Raw genomic sequence first — 22225 nt, 5'->3', positions numbered from 1 at the left:
AACATCGCGATTGGAAGAGTACATAGTTTCGCCGGCAGTGCGCAAGCTAAAAGCGACATTTTGACAGGAGGTGCTCCCTCATGAAAGATGATGATAAAAAGCCGGTTGACAATAACGCCGTCAACCAGCAGAAAAACCGGCTCGCCGAAAAGAACAGACAAGCCGGTAAACACCGGGAATCAAAGAAGCCTGATCACCTGTAAAAAACCGGCGGCGTCCTCATCGGAACGCCGCCTCATATCATTTTTTCTCGTATGTCCAGCCCTCTTCCTGATAGATTTTATCCTGTTTCATCAGATGGCCGAGCGCCCTTTTAAATGCTGCTTTGCTCATGTTGAAGCGCTCTTTGATATCCTCCGGATCGCTTTTATCCCAGAACGGCATCGCGCCGTTTCTCGTTCTCATATAAGTCAAAATTTGTTCCGCATCAACCGACAAGGCATCCTGCTTTCTTGGCAGTAGCGACAGATTAACAGAACCGTCTTCTTTTACTTTGATCACCCTTGCGGTCAGCTTTTCGCCGAACCTCGGCTCTTCCTTTCGCTCAGAAGAATGGATGAAGCCTCTGATGCCGGTTTCGGAAATCATAAAAGAGCCTGATGCGATCAAGCGGTAGATCGTCCCGGTGAGCTCTTTATTCATCAGACCGGATGAAGCTTCAGTAAACAGCTCGCTGATCTTATCCTCCGGCGCCGGTTTGGCAAACATCCTTCCGTGCCCCGTGATTTTCAGCATACAGTAGAGCCTGTCCCCTTTTTGCGGCCATACTGACTCATACGGCGGGAGATGCTCTGTCGCAACGAGGGCGTCCTTCGAGAGCCCGACATCGACGAAAACCCCCATGCCGCTGACGGCATCAACGACTTCCACCCAGCCATACTGTTCAGCGCTAATGATCGGCTTTCTCATCGTAGCCGCCAAGCGGTCTTCATGATCGACATATAAAAAGACATCGACCTCTTCCCTGTCTTCAATATCCTCGGTGATCTCGCTCTGATGCAGAAGGACCGCCGTTTCGCCGTCCGTCAAAAAGTAACCGTAATCGGCTTTATGATCTATTTTCAATGTTAGCTGCTGTCCTGGTTTCATACTGTTTCTTCCTTTCTTATTCGCCTGTTTTTCTTTTTCTTATTATTCCTCCAATGTTCAAATTATTGCCGGATCGCGGCCAGGCAAACCGCTCGATATTGGAAGTTTCACCTTATTCTACTATAATTGATTCATAAGTAAAATGGATGGAGGTTTTCACATGGCGAAAGAAAGCTCATTTGATATCGTCTCAAAGGTTGAACTGCCTGAAGTTCAAAACGCAATCCAGACCGCTCTCAAGGAAATCGGCACACGCTATGATTTCAAAGGGTCAAAAAGCAGCATCACACTCGAAGGAGACGAGCTCGTTCTCGTATCTGACGACGAATTTAAAATGAACCAGCTGAAAGACGTGCTTGTCGGCAAACTGATCAAGCGGAACGTCCCGACGAAAAACATCGAATACTCAAAGCTTGAGAATGCTTCAGGCGGTACGGTCAGACAGCGCGGAAAATTAGTTCAGGGCATCGACAAAGAAAACGCGAAAAAAATCAATAACCTGATAAAAAAATCGGGTCTGAAAGTTAAATCGCAAGTGCAGGATGATCAAGTCCGCGTAACCGGAAAAAATAAAGACGACCTTCAGCAAATCATCGCGATGGTGAGGGAAGCCGACCTGCCGATTGATGTCCAATTTATAAATTTTCGATAAATTCTTAATTTACTGTTGATTATTCCCCCGATTTTCGGTAAATTGAGTAAAAGTAATCAATAGAAACTAAATAGCTGTTCTTATCAAGAGAGGCAGAGGGACTGGCCCGATGAAGCCTCAGCAACCGGTGAATGAATATTCATGACCAAGGTGCTAAATCCAGCAAGCAGCCTGCTTGGAAGATAAGAAGACGGACAAATGTCGATGAAAAGTCTTCTGCTTCACAGAAGACTTTTTTGTTTATCAAAAATGCTTAAGGGGGAAAACGATGGGTTTTTTGGAGGATATAAAAAGCAAAACGTTAATCGCGGACGGCGCAATGGGCACACTTCTGTATTCCTACGGGATCGACAGGTGTTTTGAGGAACTGAACATCTCCAAGCCCGAAGAAGTGAGACGCGTCCACGAAGCGTATGTACAGGCCGGCGCCGATCTCATTCAAACGAACACGTACGGCGCAAACTTCATCAAGCTGTCCAGATACGGACTCGAAGACGAAACAAAACAAATCAACGAAAAAGCGGTCCGTCTCGCCCGCTCCGCCGCCGGTTCTGCTTATGTTCTCGGTACGCTCGGCGGAATCCGGACGTTCAACAAAAACTCGTATTCTCTGGAGGACATTAAAAGAAGCTTCCGCGAACAGCTCTACCTTCTGTTAAATGAGCAGCCGGACGGACTTCTGCTCGAAACCTATTACGATTTAGAAGAAGCGCGCGAAGTTTTAAAGATTGCCAGAAAGGAAACCGAGCTGCCGATCATTTTGAATGTCTCAATGCACGAAGAGGGCGTTCTCCAGGACGGAACCCCGCTTGCGGACGGCCTGAAGCAGCTGGCATCCCTCGGCGCAGACGTCGTTGGCATCAACTGCCGCCTCGGCCCTTATCATATGATCAGAGCGCTTGAAGAAGTCCCGCTTTTAGAAGACGCCTATCTTTCCGTCTATCCGAACAGCAGCCTCCCGTCCCTTGTCGAAGGCAGGCTTGTTTATGAGACGGATGATGAATATTTCAGGGAAAGCGCGGCGGAATTCCGCAATCAAGGCGCACGGATCATCGGCGGCTGCTGCGGAACGACGCCGAACCACATCAGGGCGATGGCTGAGGCGGTCAAAGGGCTTCCTCCAGTCACTGAAAAGCGCGTGAAAATTAGAGAGAAAGCGGCGCTTGCTATTCAAAACGAAAGGACAGAGCCCGCTCTTGACGATCTGGCCAAGCAGAAACGTTCCATTATCGTCGAGCTCGATCCTCCAAAACAATTAAACTTTGAGAAATTTTTACACGCCGCTGAAGAGCTTCAATCAGCCGGAATCGATGCACTGACATTGGCGGACAACTCGCTTGCCACACCGAGGATCAGCAATGTCGCCTGCGGCGCGCTCTTAAAACAGCGCCTCGATATGAGGTCGCTGATCCATATCACATGCAGAGACCGCAACCTGATCGGCCTGCAGTCCCATCTAATGGGGCTTGATACATTGGGGCTGTCAGACGTGCTGGCGATTACCGGCGATCCGTCGAAGATCGGCGACTTTCCGGGAGCGACTTCCGTCTACGACCTGACATCGTTCGATTTGATCAGCCTGATCAAGCAGTTTAACGAAGGCTTGTCATATTCGGGTAAACCGCTCGGCAAGAAAACAAATTTCTCAGTGGCGGCCGCCTTCAATCCGAATGTCAGACACATTGACAAAGCGGTGAAACGGCTTGAGAAAAAAATCGCCTGCGGCGCAGACTATTTCATTTCTCAGCCTGTCTATTCAGAGGAGCAGCTCATCAAAATCCACGAGGAAACGCGGCATCTTGAAACACCGATCTATATCGGCGTCATGCCGCTGACCAGCAGCCGCAACGCGGAATTCATCCACAACGAAATCCCCGGCATCAAGCTGTCCGATTCAATCCGCGAAAAGATGGCGCTGGCGGGAAACGACAAACAAAAACAGGCCGAGGAAGGACTCGCGATCGCCCGCTCCCTGCTTGATGCGGCGTGCGACCTGTTCAACGGCATTTATCTGATCACACCGTTTTTGCGGTCTGATTTAACCGCTGAGCTGACGGCATATATCCACCAGAAAGAAAAGGAGAAAACAAATGTCTAACATCAATGACCAGCTGAAGAAAAAAATCCTCGTCCTTGACGGTGCGATGGGAACGATGATCCAGGACGCAGGTTTGTCCGCCGCAGACTTCGGCGGCGAGGCCTATGAAGGGTGCAATGAATTTCTTAGCATCACGGCGCCCCATGTCATTCAAGGCATCCACGAAGCTTATCTAGCCGCTAAAGCCGATATCATCGAAACCAATACATTCGGAGCCACCCGGCTCGTTCTGGACGAGTACGACCTCGGGCAGCGCGCCTATGAAGTCAACCTCGCTTCAGTCAAACTCGCCAAAGCGGCCGCCGAAAAGTTTTCAACACCTGAATGGCCAAGGTTTGTCGCCGGCGCGATGGGTCCGACGACAAAAACCCTTTCCGTCACCGGCGGCACGACCTTTGACGAGCTGATCGATAACTACGAGGAACAGGCAAGAGCGCTGATCACAGGGGGAGCCGACCTCTTGCTGCTCGAAACGAGCCAGGATATGCTGAACGTTAAAGCCGGCTTTATCGGCATCAGACAAGCCTTCGAAAAAACCGGCAAAACCCTTCCCCTCATGGTGTCAGGCACGATCGAACCGATGGGCACGACACTGGCCGGCCAGGATATCGAATCGTTTTATATCTCACTCGAGCATATGAAGCCGGTCAGCGTCGGTTTAAATTGCGCGACGGGCCCGGAATTTATGACAGATCACATCAGAACCCTTTCTTCCCTTGCGAGGACGGCCGTCAGCTGCTATCCGAATGCCGGCCTCCCCGATGAGGAAGGACAATACCATGAATCACCGCAATCGCTCGCGAAAAAAATCAAGGCGTTTGCAGAAGAAGGCTGGCTGAACATTGTCGGCGGCTGCTGCGGAACGACTCCCGCCCATATTGAAGCGCTGGCCGATGAAGTAGCCTCGCTGCCGCCGCGGACGGTTCCTTCGGAAAAAAAGCCGCACACCGTCTCAGGGATCGACGGACTAATTTATGAAGAAACGATGCGTCCCCTTTTTGTCGGGGAGCGGACAAATGTCATCGGATCGAGAAAATTCAAGCGGCTGATCGCCGAACAGAAATTTGAGGAAGCATCCGAAATCGCGAGAGCCCAAGTGAAAAACGGCGCCCATGTCATCGACATCTGCCTTGCAGACCCGGACCGCGATGAAGCGGAAGATATGGAAGGCTTCTTAAAAGAAGCGATGAAAAAAGTAAAAGCCCCGTTTGTCATCGACTCGACGGACAAAACGGTGATCGAAAAGGCGCTGAAATACTCACAGGGAAAAGCGATCATCAATTCGATCAACCTTGAAGACGGCGAAGAACGGTTCGCTGACATCCTTCCGCTCGTCAAACAGTTCGGAGGCGCACTCGTCGTCGGCACGATCGATGAAGAGGGAATGGCGGTCTCCGCCGAAAAGAAGCTGGCCGTCGCCGTCCGGTCGCATCAGCTGCTCACCGAAAAATACGGAATACCGGCCAGCGATATCATCTTCGATCCGCTCGTCTTCCCGGTCGGAACGGGTGATGAACAATACATCGGCTCAGCTAAAGAAACGATCGAAGGCATCCGCCTCATTAAAGAGCGGCTCCCTGAATGTTTAACGATTCTCGGCGTCAGCAACGTCTCATTCGGTCTTCCGCCCGTCGGCCGGGAAATCTTAAATGCTGTATTCTTGTACCATGCAACACAGGCCGGGCTCGATTACGCGATCGTCAATACGGAAAAGCTTGAGCGGTTCGCTTCCATTCCTAAAGAAGAAGTCGAAATGGCTGAAAAACTTCTGTTTCACACTGATGACAAAACGCTCGCATCCTTCACTGACTTCTACCGCGGAAAGAAAAAAACGGACAAACAGCCGAAAACGTCCCTTTCCCTGGAAGAGCGCTTGGCTGAGTACGTCATCGAGGGTACGAAAGAAGGCTTGATTCCCGATCTCGAGCAAGCGTTGAAAAAATTCGCCGCCCCGCTCGACGTGATTAACGGTCCGCTTATGGACGGCATGGCAGAGGTTGGACGGCTGTTTAACAACAATGAGCTGATCGTCGCTGAAGTGCTCCAGTCGGCAGAAGTCATGAAAGCTGCCGTTTCCTTTCTCGAACAGTATATGGAAAAGAAAGACGACAGCGGCAAAGGAAAGATCATTTTGGCAACCGTTAAAGGCGATGTCCATGATATCGGCAAAAACTTAGTCGACATCATTTTAAGCAACAACGGCTACAAGGTTGTCGATCTTGGGATTAAAGTGACACCGCAGGAATTAATCGAAACGGTCCGCAAAGAGAATCCCGATATCATCGGTCTGTCCGGCCTGCTCGTCAAATCGGCGCAGCAAATGGTCGTTACAGCGCAGGACCTCGACAAAGCGGATATTTCCATCCCGATTATGGTCGGCGGAGCCGCGCTTTCAAGAAAGTTCACGAACATGAAAATTTCGCCTGAATATAAAGGGCCGGTTTTATACGCGAAGGACGCCATGGACGGCTTATCGCTCGCCAATCAGCTGCGGACGGACCCGTCGCAGTTTCTCGAGAAAAAAGAAGCGGCTGCACCCGCCGCCGTCGCAGAAAAAAAGCAGACGAAAGCCGTGATTGAAATGCTTGAAAAACGAGCGCACGTTCCGCAGGCGCCGGTCTTTCAGCCGGAAGACTTGAAGCGGCACTATTTAAAAAACATCGACCTTTCCTATATCGTTCCGTATGTCAATGAACAAATGCTGCTCGGCCATCACCTCGGCTTGAAGGGAAAAGTAAAAAAACTCCTGGCTGAACAGCATCCGAAAGCATTGGAGCTGAAAGAGCTGATTGACGAGTTGCTGAGAGACGGAAAAGAACACGGCTGGTTCGATCCCGCGGTCGTCTATCAATTTTTCCCCGCGTACAGCGACGGGGATTCGCTCCATATTTTAGACCCCGGGAACAAAGACAGCATCCTTGAAACGTTTGTTTTTCCTAGGCAGGAAAAGCTTCCGTACCGCTGTATTTCCGATTATGTCCGACCGAAAGGAGAGCTTGATTATGTCTCGTTCTTTGCCGTAACGGCAGGCAGGCATGTAAGAGCAGCCGCCAACCGCTTTAAGGAGGAAGGCGACTACTTGAAAAGTCATGCGGTACAAGCGCTCGCTCTTGAGCTGGCCGAAGGACTCGCCGAACGGACGCACCAGGTTATCCGCGACCGCTGGGGCTTCCCTGATGCACCAGACTTCACGATGGAACAGCGTTTTCAGGCGAAATACCAGGGACAGCGCTATTCCTTCGGCTACCCGGCCTGTCCGAATCTCGAAGATCAGGAAAAACTCTTCAGACTCATCCAGCCCGAAGGAATCGGCGTGCACTTAACAGAAGGCTTTATGATGGAGCCCGAAGCTTCCGTATCAGCGATCGTTGTCTCCCATCCGGAAGCCAGATATTTCAATGTTCATTAACCCAAAGACCCTGCCTGCCGTTTGCGGCCTGCAGGGTCATCTTGTATGTTCGTAACATATGCCGCGAATATTTCAGGATTTATAATGAGCAACAATAGATTCGGCCATGTTGAGTATCTTCCCGTGCAGTTCTTTAGGTTCAATAATCCTTATGTGCTCTGCGAATCCGAGTATATACCTTTTCGCTTCTTCTTCCGTATCAAAAGATAATGTAACGGGTATCCACCCCTCCTGATCGACCTCATTTGTTTCGATGATCCGCACAAAATAATTGGTAAATGACAGCCTCGGCAAGATGGCCTGCGCCGCCTTCACCCGTACTTCATACGTCGGCAGCCTTTCGATAAATTCCTTTGTTGAAGACTGCCATACGTGAGCAATATCAAAGTTTTCGGGCCTTTCAAATGTTTCGCGAACAGGAATGGCAGATTGAATGCGTGAAGCCCTGTAATTTCGAATCTCCCCATTTTCTTTAGATGCAATCAGATACCAGTTTGACCCTTTAGCTACCAGTCCAAGGGGTGCTACAATTCGATCAGCCGTTTGTCCATCTGCCCGCTGATAAACGATCTTTAATTTTTGATCTTTCCATATGGCGTCTTTCAGCACTTCAAAGGATGCTGCTTTTTCTTTCTTATGGCGCCATGAACGGGTATCAATATATATTCGGTTCCATACGTCTTTCGCGTTTTGACGATATACCGCAGGCAGCGAGGCTATCAGTTTATTTCGGGCTTCTTCGGATATGCGGGTTAAACCGAGATCGTCCAGCAATTGTTCAGAAAGCGGGACAAATAATGCGCGTATTTCAGATTCTTTTAAGCCGGTTAAAGTGGTTTGGTAATCATCAAGCAATGACCAGCCTCCGTTTATCCCGCGTTCGGCCACAACGGGAATTCCAGCTCCGCTTAACGCTTCCATATCCCTGTAAATCGTCCGCTCCGAGACTTCCAGCCTTTCCGCTAATTCTTTCGCCGTCATTTGTCCCTGCGCCTGAAGCATTAAAAGAATAGATATCAGTCGATCTCCTCTCATATGACCACCTTTTTTATCAATGGATGAACTTATTTAATAAAATATGACAATGGTTGTCAAGATTGAGCTTTTATAATGAGCATATCTTTTATGATGAAAGGAATGGGATGAATGAAACCGCTGAAAGGAAAAACCGCTCTCGTAACAGGCGGAAGCAGAGGCGCCGGCCGCGCCATCGCTGTCGAACTTGGAAAAGCCGGTGCAACCGTGTATATTACAGGCCGCAGCATCAGGGGGGCTTCCACGAATCAATGGCCCGGTTCAATTGATGACACCGTGTCACAAATTGTAGCTTCCGGCGGAAAGGGTATTGCTGTAAGATGTGATCATACGAACGATTCAGAAACAGAGGCCGTCATCGCTAAAATTCGCGAAGAACAAGGAAAGTTGGATATTTTGATCAACAATGTGTGGGGTGCGCACGATCTGGGTGTCGAGGCAAAGCCTTTTTGGGAACTGTCATTGAAAAATTGGGATACGATGTTCACCGCAGGGGTGCGCGCCCAGCTGGCGACGAACCACTTCGCCGTGCCGCTCCTTCGCGAAAATAAACAAGCTCTTATCATTCATACGACCTTTTGGGATGAGAACAAATACACCGGACAGTTTTATTACGATTTAGCCAAGAACGCAATCGTCCGCATGGCGTACGGTCTTTCACTGGAATTAAAACGGGACAACATTGCCGTTCTTGCCGTTTCGCCGGGATTTATGAGAACCGAACTTGTGCTGAAGCACCATGAATCAGATGAGGCGCATTGGCAGGAATCAGAAGATTTAAGGAAAACCGAAACGCCTTATTATGTCGGACGCGGAATCACAGCATTGGCCAAAGATCCGGATGTGATGGAGAAAAGCGGACGTGCGTTAAGAGTTGGTGATTTAGCCAAAGAATATCAGTTTACAGATGTGGATGGACGATATATTCCGCCATTTACGATATAGGGATTAGGGATCGCCTCCCGAGGGAAATGTTTCTCTAAAGGCAGATCAGGTGAAGGTGTTCATCCTGCTTTGATCGTTTCCGCCAGCGTTATATAATGGAATGACAGTCATGATTTATAGCAGCATGCGGAATTTCGTTCGCCCTCATCTGAACTGCAACTGAAGGAGGAATCATATGATTGAAGTCAAACCAATAAACGCGGAAGATACGTATGAGATCAGGCACCGCATTCTCCGGCCGAATCAGCCGCCGGAAGCATGCATGTATGAAACCGATTCGCTCGGGGGCACGTTTCACCTCGGCGGATATTATCAGGACAGGCTGATCAGCATCGCCTCCTTTCATAAAGCCGAACATTCAGAGCTTGAAGGCCAAAAACAGTATCAGCTGAGAGGGATGGCGACACTTGAAGGGTACCGCGAGCAAAAAGCGGGCAGTACGCTTATCCGCCATGCCGAAGAGCTTCTTCGAAAAAAAGGCGCAGACCTTTTATGGTGCAACGCCAGGACATCTGTGAGCGGGTACTATAAAAAGCTCGGCTTCAGCGAACAAGGCGGGGTCTACGATATACCGCCGATCGGACCTCATATTTTGATGTATAAGAAATTGACATAAAAGACCCCGCCGGAAGCGGGGCATTCTCGGCCGCATGAGCATTACAGCTTTGCGGCCTCTTTTTTAAATTGCGCAAGCGCGTTTGTCACTTTTCCGAATTCAGAGGCGTGCGGGCGGTCATCGCCGTCCTTATAGCCGTAGTCGATCATCCGGTTTCTGTTGAGGCAAAGCTTCGTCAATTCCGGCTTGAATAAGTCGAACAATTCGAAGCGCTCATGCAGTTCAGGGAATCTCTGCTGATAATCCAAAATTGCATCAGCCAAAGCTTTCCACAGGCGCTTTTCAGGAAGCAGACCGTCATTTTCCAAAATGTTGGCCACATAGCGCAAATGGCAAATGAAAAGCCCTGTAAAGATAAACTGCACAAGCCCTTCCGGCGGCTCGCTTCTGAGAACGGCTTTTAAATCTTCTGTCAAACCGCTCAGTTCTGGAAGCGGCTGGTCGCTGATATTGACGTCATCTACAAAATCTTTAATCGCCAGCCTGTGCGGCTGATGATCTTTTAAGACAAGAATCGTATTTTGTCCGTGCGGCGAAAATACGGTTCCGTAACGGTACATGAAATGCAGAAGCGGCGGCATCACGGTGTTAAACAGCTTTCCGATCCACTCCTCCGCTGACAGCCCCGACTTTTCGATCAGGCGCCTGATAAACGGCACGCCGTCTTGATCAATGTATGTTAAAGAAGCGAGCGTAACAGGCTGCTCTCCATCTTCCAAATACGTATAAATGCTTTCTCTGAAAATAGCGCCGAGCATTTCCAAATATTGATACGGGGCTTTTTCAAGCGCATGATAGTATTGGTGATCAACGTTCAGACTGGCATTTTCGCCCGGCAGGATCACCCTGCATTCGTCTTTTAGAAATGCGTCGTTTTCGGCGATCCCTTTAATATGCTCAGTAATTCTCGGCGCGATCACTGTCCGCTCCGCCGGCAGTCCTCTGTATACAAGCGTATTTAAAATGCTCATCGGCAGTTTAATATGATGCTTGTGTTTGTTTGTGATGTTTGTAAAGGTCCTGATTGACTGCTGCGGCAGGTACTCGTCTCCGCCTTCCCCTAAAGGAATGATCGCTTTTGAAGCAATTTCTTCCGGAAACTGCTGAATGATCGTATTTGTCCACTGCCATTCGTGGACGGGCAGATAATAATAGTCTTCACTGGCTGCGCCCTGCTTTTCTATCACTTTAGCGAACTGCCTTAAAGTCAGCTCATCAAGCTCCTTATGAATCAGCGTTTCATAATCGAGTCCTTCAACCGAGTGGAATGACGCGGTCTCTTTGTGTACAGCGATCCACAGCAGCCGTTCGGCCCTCTGATTTTCCGGTGCAAACCGGAGGTAGTCATCATAGCCAAAACCGATTCTTCCTTTGTTGTAGACGATCCACGGATGGCCTGTCATCTCGCCTTCAATGACGGCATAATCGGCTTCGGTCAGCTCGTCAGCCGTAAGCCCATCTTTTGCTAAAAGGTGAGCATCCGCCAGCATCGTATGGTTGAACTCCTTGATCAAATGCCCCGCTGTTTCCGGACTCATCGGGATATGCGGCTGGATATCGAGGAGAAATTCAATCGCGCTCACTTGTTTTGTCCATTGTCCGCTCTTGAAGACTTCAATCGTCTCCGGTATCGCGTCAAAACTGTCAAACATGCGGGGTTTGGCGGCAAACCGGTACACCTTATCCTCGGCCATTCTCAGCTCATACCGGTTGATCCCGTCTTCAGTTTCAATGAAATCGGGTTTAATAATATCCTCATACATATATTCAGAAAGCATCTTCGCCAGCATTCTCCGATTGACTTCTGTCCACCTGTCCGGATTGAGGACCCTCTTTAATTCATCTTGAAACAACATGAAAATGCCTCCTTTATGAGCCGTTTGGCACAGCCGTTTTTTCCGCGATTCCTGTTCCAAATGTCTGAAAAACTGTTTTGTGGCTGACGTTGTATACTTCTCTCCCGGCTAGCTGATTGATGATCACCGAGTTCCGGTAAGCGCCGAGTCCTAGGTCAGGCGCTCCGACACCGTGCGTGTGCAGCTCTCCGTTTTGAACGAAAATATGGTTTTTTGATGTTACCGCTGTCACCAGCCTGTAGTCGCGCGTAATCACATAGCGGCCGCCCGCGTCCTTTTCAATCAGACTGTCAACAGGTGCCAGACATTCCGGCAGCCTCTCTTTATAGCCCGTCGCCAGAACGACCGCATCTGCCTGCCGCTCAAACCGTTCTTCATTCACCCGGTTTGCGCAGTGCAGAATCAGCGTTTCCCCATGCTGTTCGATCTGCTCGACTTCTGTCATGGACTGCAGATCAAAAGCCGCTTCCCGTCCTCCGCAGGTCCGCTCATACAGAAGATGATAAATATCGGTGATCGTCTTCGCACTGATTCCTTTATAAAGCAGACCCTGCTGCGTTAGCAATTCATCTTTTTTCCACTGCGGAAGCTGATAGAAAAAATCGATATAGTCAGGCGAAAAATATTCGAGCCCGAGGTTCGAGTATTCCATCGGGAAGAAGCCTTTTGAGCGGGTGAGCCAGCTGACATGCTCCGCTTCATCTTCACCGACCAGGTCATAAAACACCTCGGCCGCGCTTTGACCGGAGCCGACGACGGCCACCCTTTTCCCTTTAAATCCGCCGGGCTTTCTCATTAAATACTCAGCTGAATGGAACACCGAGCCACCCAAAGCGTCTGAGAGCGTTTCGGGAACGTGCGGGCCCGTCCCGATGCCAAGCGCAATATGCTTCGCGTAATATACGGCTTCCCCGCCGTTTTCCCGATTCGCGACCCGCACCTCAAAAAGCGCGTCCGAGTTCGATTCAATGAGCGAGATGCATTCAACATTCATCCCGAAGCGGCACGAGTCGAGCTGTTCTGCCACCCAGCGGCAGTAGTGGTTGTATTCCTTTCTCGGAATATGAAAGTCTTCCAGAAAATAAAAAGAATACAGACGGTTATGCTGCTGGAGATAGTTTAAAAAGCTGTATTCGCTTGTCACATCGGCCATGCTCACCAAGTCGGCCAAAAACGGCACCTGCAGTGTCGTTCCTTCAATCAGCATGCCGGGATGCCAGTTAAAGCTTTCATTCCGTTCAAAAAACAGCGCATTAATCTCAGGCACGGAATCGGCCAATGCGGCAAGACCGAGGTTAAACGGCCCGATGCCGACGCCGATGACATCATATACATCAGAGGGTCTCTTTGTAGAGTTCATTTTTCTTCTCCTTTTCAAAAAAACGTTCTCGTTCGCAAAACATCAATAATCCGGTTTTATCAGGGAGATTCACAGGTTTAATCGGGCGAAACCCGCATTTTTCAAAAACATGAATCATTTTTTTGTTGCGGATATCCGGCTCTGCGATGACCTTTTTTGTCATAGGCTCGGCAAATTGCATGCTGACCATCGCGTTTAAAAGCGGAAGGGCCAGACCTTTTCCCAAGTACTCTTTTTCCCCGATCAACAGGTGGATGCCTTGGTCAAAAGGTTCATTGTCATAATGGCGTTCAATGACGTCACCCTTGACCCAGTACGACTCCCAGTAGCTCATCGGCACACCGTCGATGGAACCGATGTAGAGCGTTTGGTGAGGGTCTGTGATGGCCTTGTGAAAATGGGCTTCAAATTTTGCAAACGGCATGTTTAAGTGCCAAAACGGGATGACATGCTCCTCCTGCATCCAGCGGTAGACGAGCGATACGTCTCTTTCATAGTCCGCTTTTTGAAATGTGATCCGGTCATTCATTGGACAGCCGCCGCCTCCTTTAACAGCGGATTGCCGACAGACGTATAGCGAGACTGGGTTTCAAGCGAGCCCGTCAGCTCATCCATGTCGTAAAATCTCGTCAGCAGATTGGCCTTGCACGGAAGCTCCGAAAACCGAAGCAGGCTGTCCGTCAACTCAGTGATGCCGTAAATTTGTTCCGCTTTTTCAAGCCGCTCTCTGATCATGGACAGGAGCGTTTCTTCCCGAATCAGCCCTTCGCAGCCAAAGCCGTTCACCAGCCCAAACAAATGGTTGAAGAAGAAATAATAGCGCAATCTCTCAACAGCCACGCCGTCCGAGCAGATCGTCTCGCTCCTTTCGCTCAAGCCTTCGATCAGCTTGGAAAGAATCCCGGCTTTTGATTCGCTGTAATAATAGCCTTGGTTATCCCTGTAGTAAAACGTCTCCGGATAGCCGTTTTTTAAGCGGATGACGGCGTTTTGCTGGTGCGCTTCAATCGCCAGCCCGTATGTTTCAAACAGCCATAAAACAGGCTCAAGCGAAATCGATAAGTATTTGTCAAACCAATCGATGCTCACTTCTTCCGTCGTCCGCCCTTCTTCTAAAGCCAGCCCGCGGATGACAGAGGACAGCCGCGACTCTTTCCCGTAGGCGTGATCTTGACAAAGCCCGGCGACCAGACTGGCAGAACGGTCGTCTTCATAAAACGGATTCTCCCTGATCACGACTTCAAAGCCGGACTCCCCGTTCTCTCCCCGAATCGAGATGTAGGCAGGATCTGTAATGACGCGAAAGCCCGGAAACTCTTGTTTTAACCGTTGACCGAGTTCTGTCTGAAGCAGCCGGGCCATTTCAACACCTCTGTCCAATTCTTTCTGCTTGTTCACACGAAGCGAATTCGTGATTTTGATCGGGACCGAGAATTTGTACATATAGCGCGAGTGCTTGCTGTAAACCGTGCGGACGGAGGATGTCGCCGTGAACGCCCGGCCCTTTGCGCCGAGATATGTAAGGAGACCTTGATCGATCAATTTTTGCACATACGGCTCCTCCAGCAAGGCTCTCGCCTGGAGCGGGTGTGCGGGAAGAAGCGCAAAGTCCGGATCTGCTGTTTGCTCATCCAGCCAGTTATTGTCAATCATCGGGTCGTTTCTCAATTCCTCTTGGATGACTAGCGGCGCTTTTGTTCCTGTACTTGAATCGTGCAGAACGAGCGAGGCATGCGCCTTAAAGTAATGAAGCTGAAACTCCCCTTTCAATTCAGGTGAGAAAATATTTTCCTCTTCAGGTTTCATCCCCTGCCTGCTTTTTGGTGTCGGGTGCATCAGATGGCCGAGCAAGAGCGACTGCTCCGCTTCGATAAACGTAAAAGCAGCGCGGCTAAGCTCATTTTGATCACCGGCCCGTTCTTCCACATAACGGCTGATATTGCGGCAGCTCAAAATGACTCTGAGCATGAATTCATCCTCGGCACCCCCGCGGTTTTGCTGAAGAAGCAATTCTTTTGAAGCGAGGGAGACGAGCGTGACATAGTCGAGCGGAAGCGGCTTTTCGTTTTGGGTTGTTTGATAGTAAAGCGGAAATGAGAAAAGGTGCCTTCCCGTCTTCGACCAGTACTTGATCGGAACGATCAGCTCGATTTGCTGGCGTTTTAGCGGGACAATCAGCGTTTTTTGAGAGCCGTCCGCGATCTCACGTGTTTTGATGCCGGTTTCACGCAAATAGCAATTTAAAAAACTTTGAATCGTAGCGTTTTCTGCTATTTCTTTAAATGAACTCATCTTGTTACCCTCCTGCTATTCGTATAAAGACTTGCCAGCTCTTGAATCCTGCCGAGAATGTCGTCAAGATCCGAAATCGTCGTCCGCGGATTCAGCAGCGTGAATTTTAAATACGTTTTCCCGGCTGCTGCCGTCTTGGCGATCACCGCCTGTCCCGTTCTGAACAATTCTCTGTGGATACATTTATTCAAACGGTCGTTCTCTGCGTCGTCTTCTGAGGCGAGGCAGCGGAAGACGACAGCGTTCAGTTCAGGGTGCGGATTCAGCAGTTCGAACCGATCGCTTGCGGAGATTTTTTCCGCTGCCGCTTCGGCCAATGCGAATGTCCAGTCAATCATCTCGGCGAATGTATCTTCTCCAAGCACACGCAGCGAGACAAACAGCTTTAAAGCGTCAAAGCGCCTCGTCGTCTGAATCGATTTATTGACGAGATGAACGATTCCCTCCGCTTCATCCTCTTCAGGATTTAAATAATCGGCATGATAACCAATCAAGCGGAAATGCCTTCTGTCTTTGACAAGAAAAGCGCCGCAGCTGACCGGCTGATAAAACTGCTTGTGGAAGTCGACGCTGATCGAGTCGGCCCTGTCGATCCCGGCCAATTTATAGCGGCGGGTTCTACTCAAAATCAACGCCCCGCCATACGCGGCATCAACGTGAAGCCAAAGCCCGCCGGCATGCGCGGCATCCGCAAGCTCGGAAAGCGGATCAATGCTTCCGAAGTCCGTCGTACCGCATGTGGCAACAATCGCAAATGGATGTAAACCCGATTCCTCCAGTAGCGCTGTTTTTCGCTTTAAATCGTAAAGGCTCATCCGCTTTTCATCATCTGTATCAACGAGTACGACGGCGCGCTCTCCGAGTCCGAGCTGGGAAGCCGACTTTTTCACGGTAAAATGAGCATCCTTTGAACAGAGGATCCGCAGCCTGTTCGCTTCCGGCGGCAGTCCGTCCTTCTGTACGTTCCAGTTCCACTGCTTTTCACAGAAAGCATCGCGGGCCAACAGAAGCCCCATGTAATTAGACTGTGTGCCTCCGCTCGTAAATGTACCGTCAGCATCCTTTCCATACTCGAACTTTCGGCAAAGCCACTGCACCATTTCTTCCTCGATCAATGAAGCCGCTCCGCTTTGATCAAACGAATCCATCGACTGATTCAGCACACTGATCAGCATCTCTGCAGCGAGTGCCGGGATGAGCGGCGGACAGTGCAGGTGTGCGGCGCATTTTGGATCTTCAACATGAATCCGGTGCGGCAAATAGGCTTTTTTCAGACCCTTGAGAACATCCGCAAGCGGTTCTCCCGCTTCCTTAAACGAAAACAAGTTTTTAATTTCGTGCTTTAATTCATTCGGCATTTTCCCGCTGTAGGGCTTCGATTTATTTTTCCAATCGGCCCACAGCGTCTCTACAGCGGTCTCGGCCGCGTCGCGGTATGCTTTGATCCCCTGTTCACCGTTGTGCATAAACAGGGAATCAAAGTTTTTCTGTTTACTTGACTGCTTCATAGACGGCCTCTCTGAAGATCGTGATAATATCGTCGATTTGCACCTCTGTTACGATGAGCGGCGGCAAGAAGCGGATCACGCTTCCGTGGCGGCCTCCCGTTTCAACGATCAGTCCTTTTTCAAAGCATTTTCTTTGAATCACGCTTGCAAGCTCCGCATCAGCCGGATAGCTGCCGTTTGCGTTTTGTTTTTTATGCGGTGCGACAATTTCGGCGCCGATCATCAGCCCCCGTCCCCGGACATCGCCGATTTCAGGAACGTGTTCCTGAATGTCTTGCAATTCCTGCATGAGCTTCGCACCGACTTTTTCTACATGTGATAGTACATCGTGCTCTTTTATATATTTTAAGGTTGCACTTCCGGCCGCCATCGCCATCTGGTTCCCTCTGAATGTGCCGATGTGCGCCCCCGGTCCCCACTGATCAAGGTCTTGATCATAGATGACGACAGACAGAGGAAGACTTCCGCCGATCGCTTTTGAAAGGACGATGACATCCGGTATAATGCCGGCGTGCTCGAATGCAAACATTTTTCCGGTTCTGCCGATGCCGGTCTGCACTTCATCGATGATCAGAGGGATTCCGCGTTCTTTTGTGATCCTTCTCATTTCTCTTATCCATTCAGCCCGGGCCGGAATTGAGCCTCCTTCTCCTTGTACGGCTTCAAAGATCATCCCGGCCGGCTGTAAAACTCCGCTTTCCGGATCATCCAGCATATTTTCGATATATGCGCTCGACAGCTTGTGGCTCGCCTCTCCTCCGCTTCCAAACGGGCAGCGGTATTCATACGGGTATGGCAGGAAATGCACATCAGGCATGAGTCCCTGAACGTTTTCCTTTGGAGATAAATTACCGCTCAGCGCCATCGTTCCGTGAGTTGCTCCATGATATGCCCCGTGAAACGACAAGATGGTTCTTCTCCCCGTTGCTGTTTTGACAAGCTTGAGAGCGGCTTCGATCGCATCGCCGCCGGTCGGACCGCAAAACTGGATCTTCGCCCGTTTGGCAAACGCCTCAGGAAGGCTCGCAAATACTTCGCTGACAAACTCTTCTTTGATTTCCGAAGTGATATCAAGGGTGTGCAGCGGGCGTTTTTCATCAATCATTTTTTGAATCGCTTCAATCACAACTGGATGATTATGACCAAGCGCAAGCGTCCCCGCTCCTGCCAGGCAGTCATAATATTGCTTTCCATCCGCATCAGTCACCAAGACGCCTTCCGCGGTTTGCATGGCGAGCGGAAATCTTCTCGGATATGAACGCGCATTAGACTCTCTTCTATTTTGCTGCTCCAAAAACACTTGATTTTTAGAACTCGTTTGTACAGGCATAGAAAGCACTCCTCCAATTGATAAAGATTATCATTTTCAATGACAAAAAAAGTGTATATTTTGTGACACCGGCATGTCAATAAGATTCAGAAAAATAGGTCGTTTCTCACAATGAGGCGCATGAAGATTTTCTCTGCCGCAAATTCATCTTTAATATGAATCAATAGTTCCTTGAATGATATGTTAATGGAATTTTTTGGACTGTTTTTAAATAACCTGAGGCCTGAAAGCGGGGCGGCTGCTGAACGCCGATTTTTCAGCAGCCGGTACAGCCGGGGCTCACATGAGCTTCCCGGCGAGTTCTGCGATCGTTTGAATGCCATAGCGAAGCTCCGGCAAAGAGGCGTACGAATAGGACAATCTGATGCTGGATTTGGCTTCTTTATCGTAGAGGGTGCCGGGATTGATGAGGATGTTTTTCTGTAATGCTTGTTCGAACAAAACGCTGAGCGAGAGCGGCTTTAGAAATGTGACCCAAATGTAAAACCCGCCTGAAGGCTTTTCCCAGCGGGCGATTCCTCTGCAATAGGTCTCAAGACACCGGAGCGCCTCATCCCGCCTTTGTCTCAGTTCACCTTTGATCCGGCTGAGATTTTCATCATAAAGCCCGCTTGAAAGCCACTTTGCAGCCGCCCATTGCGACAATGAACTTGATCCGTAGTCAGTCTGCATTTTAATATCGGCCAGCCTCTCGATGACGGGCTCCGGACCAGCCACCCAGCCAATGCGAAGGCCGGGGCTGACGGTTTTCGATAGTGTGCCGACATAAAGAATGCTGCCTTCTCTGTCCATGGCCTTCAGCGGCGATGACGGCGGACCGTCAAGCCGCAAGTCGCCGTATGCGTCATCTTCAATAACCGGGAGCGACAGCCGCTTGCTCATTTGAATCAGCTCGCGCTTTCGGTCTTCGGACATCAGTTTGCCCGTCGGATTGTGAAATGACGGAATCGTGTACAGCAAATCGGCGCCATGCCGTTTTTTTACCGCCGGAATGACGGACGGGTCTAATCCCCCGCCATCCATGGGAAGCCCGCAAAGCCGCATGTCCATCGATTGAAAAACGTGGAGCGAGTATAGGTATGACGGCGTTTCCGTCAACACGACGGCTCTCCGCTTCAAAAGGCCGATCGATATGAGCTGCAGCGCCTGGAGCGCTCCGGAGACAATCAGAATCGAATCGGCCGATACACGCACACCCTTTCGGCCCAGATGCTCCGCCAGCACCTCTCTTGTATAGCGGCTTCCTTTCGGTTCTTCATACCCGAGCATCAGCCTATCAGACGCGGCGCCGCGAAGAATCTCTTCCATCTGTTGATAGGGCAGCAGTTTAGGCGCCAATTCACCTGTGCCGAGCCTGATGATCCCTTCTGTAAACTCCTGCCTGTTGATTTCCTGAACCGTCATTGAATTGGGACGGTGAATCCCCGAATGTACATAACTCGTCCAGTCAAGCGGCGGCCCCGCCGTCAATTGTGACCATGTTTGATTGGCCACCTTTGTGCCTCCGCCCCGGTTGCCTTCAAGAAATCCTTGGGCTGTCAGCTCGTCCAGAGCCGCGGTAACCGTGCTTCTATTCACTTGAAAAATGGAGGCCAGCTTGCGTTGTGAAGGGATTTTCGTCCCGGCCGGCCATTCGCCCTGTAAAATCTTCTCTTTTATGATCTGTTCGATTTGCTTGTATAACGGAATGTCTGAATGTTTGTTCAGTTGTCTGTGCACTTCATGTTCAGCTCCTTTTTTTAAAAGATAGCATTTGGCTGGGCAGTTAGACCAGCCAAATGGCCGGAGACATTCTCCGCTTCTTGCTCTACAATAAAACGGATGTTTTGAATGAAAGGGGTTTTTGCAGTAATGAACGCAGCTATTCACGGAATCATTCTCGCTTTTGGACTGATCTTGCCGCTCGGCGCGCAAAATGTCCTGATTTTTCAGCAAGGGGCCGCATCATCGGGCATTTGGCGTGTCTTGCCGCTGGTGATCTCCGCCTCGTTGTGCGATTCCCTCCTGATTATACTGGCAGTCACAGGTATTTCCGCGGCTGTCGCCGGCCTTCCCGAAGTTAAATTTGTCCTTTTGACCGGAGGATTTCTGTTTCTCATTTATATGGGATGGGTCACATGGAGAAGCAAGCCGGCGGTAGAAAACGCGTCCCAAGCTATGCCGGCTAAAAAGCAAATCGCTTTTGCTGCGGCCGTATCGCTCTTAAATCCGCACGCCTTGCTCGATATCGTCGGCGTGATCGGCACGAACTCTTTAGCGTATGAAGGTGCGGATCTTTGGCTGTTCACCTGTGCATGTATGATCGTTTCGTGGCTATGGTTCCTGGGACTTGCCGCAGCGGGAAGACTTCTCAAACAGCTCGATTCGCAAGGGTTCGTAATGACCTTGTTCAATAAAGGATCTGCGGCTGTCATGTGGGGGCTTGCCGCCTACCTCGGCGCCTCGCTGTTTACCTGATCCTGCGGGAATGCGGCTTCTGTCCGCATAAACCTGAGAAGCAGCGAGCACAATAAGGACATCCGGTAACCCGGCATTGATCAATCGCTGATGAGGGATGTCCATGTTTCGAAAATACAAAAGAAAGGGAGCCGGATTGCAGAGCGCTCCCATTACGAAAGATGCCCTTCTTGATGCCACCGCCGGTATGGCTGATGCGGTGATCGAAGAGCATGAAACAAAAGGCGGACAAAAAGCAGTATTTTACTATTTACATACCATCATTGATCGGGTCATGTTGCAGCAGTCAATCATCAGGCCTCTGATCATGAGCGCCGAAGAAGAGTCAATATATCGCTGTTTAAAAACCTTTGTTTTGCACGTTGAACCGATCGTATCTTTAGAAAGTGCAAAGGAATGGCTGATGTCCGGTTCGATCATCATCCATGATCCGGACAGGCAGCAGTGGTTTGCGATCCCGGTTGAAAATCGGGTCGGCCGGCAGATCGAACCGTCTCAAACCGAAACGGTGATGTACGGTCCGAAAGACAGTTTTACCGAACAGCTCGACGTCAATCTTTCTTTGCTGCGGCGCAGGCTGCCTTTAACCAATTTAAAAGCGGAAAGGCTGACGGTCGGTTCGCTTAGCAAAACATCTGTTGTCATCGTTTATATTGCCGGATTAACTAATCCAGAATTGATTGAGGAAGCCAGAAAAAAAATCGAGGAAACCAATTTTGACATGATTTTCGATTCAGGACAGCTCACTGAATTGATTGAAGATCATCATCATTCGATTTTCCCGCAGTTTCAGAGGACCGAGCGTCCCGACATTTCCGCATACAATTTAAGCATTGGCAAAGTCGCCATTTTGGTCGATCAGACGCCCTTTATATTACATGCGCCGATCACGTTTTTTCACCTTTTTCACTCCGCTGAAGATTATACGACGCGCTGGCCGATTGCCAGCTTTTTTAGAATACTGCGCTACGTCAGTTTTTTTCTGTCTATTTTGCTCATCCCTTTATATGTGGCTTTGTCGACTCATCATTATCATATGTTTCCGCTCCAGATTCTTTATGTGCTGATCGAATCAAGGAGCAAAGTGCCGTTCACCCCGTTTTGGGAAGCGGCCCTTATGCTTCTCGTTATTGAAATTATTAAGGAAGCCAGCGTGCGGATGCCGACAAAATCAAGTTCAACATTGGGGGTCATCTCGGGGATTGTCATCGGGGAAGCGGCGGTGCAGGCCGGCTTTGTCAGCAAAGTGCTGATCGTTTTGGTCGGCATCTCAACGGTCGCGTCATTTTTGGTGCCCAACTACATCGTCGCTAAAGGGCACACTTTGATTCATTTTACGATGCTCGTGTTCTCCGCCTGCCTCGGTTTTTTCGGATTGATCTTCGGCATGATCGGGCTGTTTGTTCATTTGAACGGGCTCACTTCTCTCAAGCAGCCTTATTTTGCGCCGATTACTCCGTTATATTGGCGCGATTGGCTCGATCTTTTTATACGAAGTCCTTTGATCTGGCTGAAAAAGCGCCCCGAATATCTGCATACCCTGCAAAAGTGGCGGTACGTTAAAAGGAGATGAAGCGG

Annotated in this window: 16 protein-coding genes, 1 pseudogene and 1 riboswitch; of the genes and pseudogenes, 8 read left to right on the top strand and 9 right to left on the bottom strand. The window is 49.8% G+C overall.

Going from position 1 to position 22225, the window contains the following annotated elements:
* Nucleotides 1–80: 80 nt before the first annotated feature.
* On the top strand, nt 81–203 hold the full coding sequence (locus MST20_RS01505; RefSeq protein WP_243939600.1) for a DUF3941 domain-containing protein: 123 nt from the start codon (nt 81–83) through the stop codon (nt 201–203).
* Between the two features lie 37 nt (nt 204–240).
* On the opposite strand, the pseudogene MST20_RS01500 reads toward MST20_RS01505, so the two are convergent.
* Nucleotides 241–1109, bottom strand: a pseudogene (locus tag MST20_RS01500) (CvfB family protein).
* Between the two features lie 140 nt (nt 1110–1249).
* Here MST20_RS01500 and MST20_RS01495 point away from each other — a divergent pair.
* From MST20_RS01495 to metH, 3 genes are all read left to right on the top strand, one after another.
* The gene (locus MST20_RS01495) at nt 1250–1741 is read left to right on the top strand and encodes a YajQ family cyclic di-GMP-binding protein (protein WP_003180528.1); all 492 of its coding nucleotides are present in this window, start codon (nt 1250–1252) and stop codon (nt 1739–1741) included.
* 77 nt (nt 1742–1818) lie between these two features.
* Nucleotides 1819–1930: riboswitch (SAM riboswitch) on the top strand.
* Between the two features lie 79 nt (nt 1931–2009).
* On the top strand, nt 2010–3839 hold the full coding sequence (locus MST20_RS01490) for a bifunctional homocysteine S-methyltransferase/methylenetetrahydrofolate reductase (protein ID WP_243939588.1): 1830 nt from the start codon (nt 2010–2012) through the stop codon (nt 3837–3839).
* Complete coding sequence (gene metH, locus MST20_RS01485; protein ID WP_243939586.1) at nt 3832–7248, top strand: methionine synthase; 3417 nt, start codon at nt 3832–3834, stop codon at nt 7246–7248. The genes MST20_RS01490 and metH overlap by 8 nt, the downstream gene beginning before the upstream one ends.
* A 72-nt stretch (nt 7249–7320) precedes the next feature.
* Here metH and MST20_RS01480 read toward each other — a convergent pair whose 3' ends face one another.
* On the bottom strand, nt 7321–8283 hold the full coding sequence (locus tag MST20_RS01480; protein WP_243939585.1) for a helix-turn-helix transcriptional regulator: 963 nt from the start codon (nt 8281–8283) through the stop codon (nt 7321–7323).
* A 111-nt stretch (nt 8284–8394) separates the two neighbouring features.
* On the opposite strand from MST20_RS01480, the gene MST20_RS01475 reads away from it, so the two are divergent.
* Together MST20_RS01475 and MST20_RS01470 are read left to right on the top strand one after the other, a co-directional pair.
* Entirely contained in the window at nt 8395–9228 is an 834-nt protein-coding gene (locus MST20_RS01475; RefSeq protein ID WP_243939583.1) for a dehydrogenase/reductase SDR family member 1, read from the top strand.
* Between the two features lie 175 nt (nt 9229–9403).
* Nucleotides 9404–9844 carry a GNAT family N-acetyltransferase gene (locus MST20_RS01470; protein ID WP_243939581.1) on the top strand — a complete coding sequence of 147 codons (441 nt, stop codon included), beginning with the start codon at nt 9404–9406 and terminating at the stop codon, nt 9842–9844.
* Nucleotides 9845–9885: 41 nt separating this feature from the next.
* Here the strand turns inward: MST20_RS01470 and MST20_RS01465 are convergent, their stop codons facing one another.
* The 7 genes from MST20_RS01465 to MST20_RS01435 form a co-directional block, all read right to left on the bottom strand.
* Nucleotides 9886–11700, bottom strand: a complete 1815-nt coding sequence (locus MST20_RS01465) for an IucA/IucC family protein (protein WP_243939579.1) — start codon at nt 11698–11700, stop codon at nt 9886–9888.
* A gap of 13 nt (nt 11701–11713) precedes the next feature.
* Nucleotides 11714–13060: a lysine N(6)-hydroxylase/L-ornithine N(5)-oxygenase family protein gene (locus MST20_RS01460; protein ID WP_243939577.1), complete on the bottom strand. Its 1347-nt coding sequence runs from the start codon at nt 13058–13060 to the stop codon at nt 11714–11716.
* On the bottom strand, nt 13035–13589 hold the full coding sequence (locus tag MST20_RS01455) for a GNAT family N-acetyltransferase (protein ID WP_243939575.1): 555 nt from the start codon (nt 13587–13589) through the stop codon (nt 13035–13037). Before MST20_RS01455 ends, MST20_RS01460 begins: the two co-directional genes overlap by 26 nt.
* Nucleotides 13586–15352 carry an IucA/IucC family protein gene (locus MST20_RS01450; protein ID WP_243939573.1) on the bottom strand — a complete coding sequence of 589 codons (1767 nt, stop codon included), beginning with the start codon at nt 15350–15352 and terminating at the stop codon, nt 13586–13588. Before MST20_RS01450 ends, MST20_RS01455 begins: the two co-directional genes overlap by 4 nt.
* Nucleotides 15349–16860: a pyridoxal phosphate-dependent decarboxylase family protein gene (locus MST20_RS01445; protein WP_243939565.1), complete on the bottom strand. Its 1512-nt coding sequence runs from the start codon at nt 16858–16860 to the stop codon at nt 15349–15351. Before MST20_RS01445 ends, MST20_RS01450 begins: the two co-directional genes overlap by 4 nt.
* A complete protein-coding gene (locus MST20_RS01440; RefSeq protein WP_243939563.1) occupies nt 16844–18190 on the bottom strand; it encodes an aspartate aminotransferase family protein in 1347 nt (448 codons plus the stop codon). Before MST20_RS01440 ends, MST20_RS01445 begins: the two co-directional genes overlap by 17 nt.
* A 279-nt stretch (nt 18191–18469) precedes the next feature.
* On the bottom strand, nt 18470–19909 hold the full coding sequence (locus MST20_RS01435; RefSeq protein WP_243939562.1) for an aminotransferase-like domain-containing protein: 1440 nt from the start codon (nt 19907–19909) through the stop codon (nt 18470–18472).
* A 132-nt stretch (nt 19910–20041) separates the two neighbouring features.
* On the opposite strand from MST20_RS01435, the gene MST20_RS01430 reads away from it, so the two are divergent.
* The gene (locus MST20_RS01430) at nt 20042–20647 is read left to right on the top strand and encodes a LysE/ArgO family amino acid transporter (RefSeq protein WP_243939560.1); all 606 of its coding nucleotides are present in this window, start codon (nt 20042–20044) and stop codon (nt 20645–20647) included.
* 103 nt (nt 20648–20750) lie between these two features.
* A complete protein-coding gene (locus MST20_RS01425) occupies nt 20751–22220 on the top strand; it encodes a spore germination protein (protein WP_243939558.1) in 1470 nt (489 codons plus the stop codon).
* Nucleotides 22221–22225: the final 5 nt, after the last annotated feature.

It is taken from the genome of Bacillus sp. B19-2, from assembly GCF_022832475.1.
In the GTDB taxonomy this organism is placed as follows: domain Bacteria; phylum Bacillota; class Bacilli; order Bacillales; family Bacillaceae; genus Bacillus; species Bacillus paralicheniformis.
This window is presented reverse-complemented; position numbering and strand designations above follow the sequence as displayed.

Bases quoted from the DNA above. Each gene is read 5' to 3' on its own strand.
- MST20_RS01465 (WP_243939579.1), bottom strand. From the start codon at position 11,700: ATGTTGTTTCAAGATGAATTAAAGAGGGTCCTCAATCCGGACAGGTGG.
- metH (WP_243939586.1), top strand. From the start codon at position 3,832: ATGTCTAACATCAATGACCAGCTGAAGAAAAAAATCCTCGTCCTTGAC.
- MST20_RS01425 (WP_243939558.1), top strand. From the start codon at position 20,751: ATGTTTCGAAAATACAAAAGAAAGGGAGCCGGATTGCAGAGCGCTCCC.
- MST20_RS01445 (WP_243939565.1), bottom strand. From the start codon at position 16,860: ATGAAGCAGTCAAGTAAACAGAAAAACTTTGATTCCCTGTTTATGCAC.
- MST20_RS01455 (WP_243939575.1), bottom strand. From the start codon at position 13,589: ATGAATGACCGGATCACATTTCAAAAAGCGGACTATGAAAGAGACGTA.
- MST20_RS01430 (WP_243939560.1), top strand. From the start codon at position 20,042: ATGAACGCAGCTATTCACGGAATCATTCTCGCTTTTGGACTGATCTTG.
- MST20_RS01480 (WP_243939585.1), bottom strand. From the start codon at position 8,283: ATGAGAGGAGATCGACTGATATCTATTCTTTTAATGCTTCAGGCGCAG.
- MST20_RS01495 (WP_003180528.1), top strand. From the start codon at position 1,250: ATGGCGAAAGAAAGCTCATTTGATATCGTCTCAAAGGTTGAACTGCCT.
- MST20_RS01475 (WP_243939583.1), top strand. From the start codon at position 8,395: ATGAAACCGCTGAAAGGAAAAACCGCTCTCGTAACAGGCGGAAGCAGA.
- MST20_RS01490 (WP_243939588.1), top strand. From the start codon at position 2,010: ATGGGTTTTTTGGAGGATATAAAAAGCAAAACGTTAATCGCGGACGGC.
- MST20_RS01460 (WP_243939577.1), bottom strand. From the start codon at position 13,060: ATGAACTCTACAAAGAGACCCTCTGATGTATATGATGTCATCGGCGTC.
- MST20_RS01505 (WP_243939600.1), top strand. From the start codon at position 81: ATGAAAGATGATGATAAAAAGCCGGTTGACAATAACGCCGTCAACCAG.
- MST20_RS01450 (WP_243939573.1), bottom strand. From the start codon at position 15,352: ATGAGTTCATTTAAAGAAATAGCAGAAAACGCTACGATTCAAAGTTTT.
- MST20_RS01440 (WP_243939563.1), bottom strand. From the start codon at position 18,190: ATGCCTGTACAAACGAGTTCTAAAAATCAAGTGTTTTTGGAGCAGCAA.
- MST20_RS01470 (WP_243939581.1), top strand. From the start codon at position 9,404: ATGATTGAAGTCAAACCAATAAACGCGGAAGATACGTATGAGATCAGG.